Consider the following 4,247-nt stretch of genomic DNA (forward strand, 5'->3'; position numbering starts at 1 on the left):
TTTTTCGCTTTATTTTTCATATTTTCAACACTACTTTTATTGTTTTTATAAAAGGCAGATAAATTTAAGTAATAAAAAAGCGCTCAAACTGAGCGTCTTTTTATGTTTTTTGAAACGAGTGGAACGAGTTTCTTCTTGTCTTGAATAGACAAGGTGTCACAATCATTATGGCTACACACAGCCAAAACTTTTTTGATATAGGTACAGAATTGATTGATTTAGATGTTCAAAATGCATAACCTATACAATTCCACTACCTATAATTAACTAATTATGTAAATTAAAAATGAGGGAAAAGCTGTATAACTGCTTTTTTCTCATTTTTATATACAGTTTAAATTATTATCGCCTTGAGTTAGATATTAAAGATGCAATACCAAATTCAACTAATAGCATTGGAAATATATATACAGCATAGACATCTGTTTTTATATAGAATTTTCCATTAAATCACTCCAAATTCTTAGTCAGGTTTTTATCGATTATAGACGTGCCATCTTATTTGTAAAAACATTTCAGTTTGTAAACTTTCAAAAAATTATTTATCAAAATAAATATTAACTAAATCTTTTAGTATTATATAGGGCTCTTTGATATATATTTAAAGGAAATTGAGAAATCCGTAACAATTCAATAGCGTTACGGGTATCAGCTTTACCTTCTTTAATCTTATAATCAAAGTAAATATGATTTTCTTCTATGGATTCATTGAAGTGATAATTTTTATAATTACCTTCTAAATATTTTGCTAATTCAATATCATGAGTAGCTGCTATCACTTTATAATTTTCATAAGTATTTAGATAACTTAGTACGGACTCAGAAGCAGCAATACGCTCAACGGTATTTGTACCTTTGAAAATTTCATCAATAAAACAATATATTGCGTTTTTACTCTTCGTATTTAACAATCGATGAATAGATTTTAGTTCTGCCATAAAATAACTATATCCTGATAAAACGTCATCTTTATTAGCCATGGATGTATAAACTTCTCCAGGATGATAAATAAAGGAGTCTGCTGTAACAGTGTTTAATGTTTGAGCGAGAATAAGATTACTTGCTACTGCTTTCATAAAAGTTGATTTACCAGATGCATTTGATCCAGTTAATAATATATTATTATTTACTTTTAAGCTATTTGATACTGCATTTTCGAGTAAAGGATGTACTAAATTTTCAAAGTCTATTTCTTTCTTTTCTACAGTAATAGTTGGTTCACAATAATTATCTAATGTCTGTCTATACATTGCTAATGAATAGTGATTATCTAGAGTACTTATATAGTCGTAACAAGTCAGTAATTCTTCTTGATATTTGGAGTATGTAGATTGAATTTTATGAAAGAAAAAGTAATCTAACATAAACACTTTTTTAAAGAACATGATAAAGGCGCCACCTATATTTTGTTCATCTGCTTTTCCAAGAAAGCCACTCAATAATCGAACTATATTAAAATGTCTAAAGTTTACATTTGTTTTTGGAGTATTTTCCAAACGATTCAGTAGATAACTTTGCTTAAGCACTTTAGCAGTATAAAAAAGCGATTTTAAATCTTGATTATAATTTCTTTTTAAAACTGCAGATAAAATAAAATTAAGTAATACAGAGAAAAACAATGTAAAGACGCCTATAGCTGGATTAATAAGAATAATAATGATACTCAATAACGGTAAAAATGGACATAACATAAATAACGTATTTTTATTAGCAGGTTTGATTTGATCAGGAAAAATGGGATAAACTACTTTTCCTATTAAAGCAAGGTGATAGGAAACTTCTTTTCTAAATCGTTCATTATTCGTAAAGAGATTTAAAAGATTATGATGTTCAATGTGAAACATATTTCTCAATGTAGCATACCACCTCATTTCACCAATAGCCGTAAAATTAAAGTTACTTTGGTGAAATAGAGCGTCAAAGTTTAAATCAGACCACGTTTTATCATCTACTAGAAAGTTAAAATTGTTATTTCGTCGAAGTTTAAATTGATAATTAAATCGCGAATTAGGACGTATAAATTCTTCTAATGCTTTCTTCTCTTTCCATAAATTATCTATTTTAGAAATCAAATGTTTTTTGTTTAAAAAAGAAGATATCATACTTGTAACTATAGTTAATAGAACTATTCCTAATACAAGATATATGTATACTTGATAACTATTCATAATAATCCTTCCCATATTTAAATTCATTTAATTTTAAACTTCATATTATCATTCAACAGTATCTCTCTCAATGTTATGAGAATTATATATAAGGATCTATAAAAGTTGTGGTAAATGAATCACCTATACAAAAGTACTACCTATAATAGTTAATTATGTTACTTTTCTTTGATTTCATCGTTTATTACCGGCTACTCTAATAGCCGGTTAGGTGCACAAATTCCGGTACAAACTTATCCGAATTTAAGTTTTGATGCTATGACAATCGTTGGGAATCTTAATAAAATTAATGCTCAAAAGCTATCTGAATTCATGAGTACTGAACCACAAATTAGACTTTGGGATATACTACAAACGAAATTTAAAGCTAAAGCGCTGCAGGAAAAAGTTTATATCGAATACGACAAAGTAAAAGCAGATACATGGGATAGACGTAATATGCGTGTTGAATTTAATCCAAATAAACTTACACATGAAGAAATGATTTGGTTAAAACAAAACATCATCGACTATATGGAAGATGACGGTTTTACAAGATTAGACTTAGCCTTTGATTTTGAAGATGATTTAAGCGACTACTATGTAATGTCAGATAAAGCTTTGAAGAAGACTGTATTCTATGGAATTAATGGAATGCCTGAAACAAAATATTTCGGTGTAAGAGATAGTGATAGATTTATTAGAATTTATAATAAAAAGCAAGAGCGTAAAGATAATGCAGATGTTGAAGTTATGTCTAAGCATTTATGGCGTGTAGAAATTGAACTTAAAAGAAATATGGTTGATTATTGGAAAGATTGTTTTAATGATTTACATATTTTGAAACCAGATTATACGATGATTAATAAAACTTCTGAACGTCATACAGTTATGGCTTTACTGTTTGATGAGAGTGAATGGGGAAAATTAAATAGAAATACTAAATATAAATTTAAAAAGATTTTTAAAGAAATATCTCCAATTAATTTAACGGAATTAATGAAATCGACTTTAAGAGAAAATGAAAAACAATTACAAAAGCAAATAGAATTTTGGCAGACAAAAAGTAAGAAGCTATTTTAAAAATGGCTACCATTTGGCTCCCTTTTAGCTCCCAAATGGCTACCTAATAATGTAGCTATTTGGTATCCATTTTTGATTTTAGGTATCCATTTGGGAGACATTTTTGATTTTGGGTAGCTATTCGGTAGCTTTTGTGTAGCCGTTCGGGAGACATATAACAATTTTTATCGCATAATTAGGAATCCCATTTGACACTGTCAAATCAATATTTTGCACAGAAATGGCTACCGAATGGAGACATTTCTGTGCAGGATTCCTCTTATGCTCTTGAATTACCTATAGTGTTATTATACACTATGATTTCGGACTGTTCAACCGCAGTTTTTAAGATTTCAGAAGAGGGGAGCAACGATAAATTTTTCATTTCTTCAATATTTTTATGTCGCTTCTCGTGATTTTTTTCATCGAACTTTTGAAAAAAGTTTACCGTTTTATTTCATTTTCTCGTTTAGTTTTGTCGAAGTTGCTCTTATAAATTTTTCATTTCTTCAATATTTTTATGTCGCTTCTCGTGATTTTTTTCATCGAACTTTTGAAACTTATTTTTACATTTAAAATAAAAAAGAGACTTAGAAAGTCTCTTTAAAATTAAATATGATAATCACCTGCAAAAGATGAAATAACATAAAATGATGTGACATCTTTTTCGTCAAGTTCCCATTTTAATGATTGAATTAACTGTTCCATCGTTAAACAATCATTCATGATTTCTTCATCTACATTGATGAATAATCCAGCTGTTTCATTATTTTCCATGTGAGTTAATTGATTATGATTATCTACCAACGATTCAGTGAACTACTCAACACTTAGCTAAACCTAAAGGTTTGACGCTTGAAGTGTGAGCTTCTCGGAAACAAAGCATACTTGATAACGTATTTCTTTGTTATCAGCGGTGTCTTTTTACTACCCGAGCTATCCCCGTAGTCCCTACGGTTCTTCTTTCTAGTTTTGACTTTGTAATCTCATACCTTCGGCCAATATATTCTGACTTGCGTTGATATCACGGTCATGATG

Annotated in this window: 3 protein-coding genes; 1 reads left to right on the forward strand and 2 read right to left on the reverse strand. The window is 29.0% G+C overall.

Going from position 1 to position 4,247, the window contains the following annotated elements; genetic code table 11:
* Window positions 1–557 precede the first annotated feature (557 nt).
* Window positions 558–2,102, reverse strand: a complete 1,545-nt coding sequence (locus AB0B86_RS33415) for a hypothetical protein (RefSeq protein WP_356971813.1) — start codon at window positions 2,100–2,102, stop codon at window positions 558–560.
* A 249-nt stretch (window positions 2,103–2,351) separates the two neighbouring features.
* Between AB0B86_RS33415 and AB0B86_RS33420 the strand changes: the two genes are divergently transcribed.
* Window positions 2,352–3,230, forward strand: a complete 879-nt coding sequence (locus AB0B86_RS33420; protein ID WP_356971815.1) for a replication initiation factor domain-containing protein — start codon at window positions 2,352–2,354, stop codon at window positions 3,228–3,230.
* Between the two features lie 588 nt (window positions 3,231–3,818).
* Here the strand turns inward: AB0B86_RS33420 and AB0B86_RS33425 are convergent.
* On the reverse strand, window positions 3,819–3,986 hold the full coding sequence (locus AB0B86_RS33425; RefSeq protein ID WP_186335751.1) for a hypothetical protein: 168 nt from the start codon (window positions 3,984–3,986) through the stop codon (window positions 3,819–3,821).
* Between the last annotated feature and the right edge of the window lie 261 nt (window positions 3,987–4,247).

Source organism: Micromonospora sp. NPDC049047, from assembly GCF_040649135.1.
Lineage (GTDB): Bacteria > Actinomycetota > Actinomycetes > Mycobacteriales > Micromonosporaceae > Micromonospora.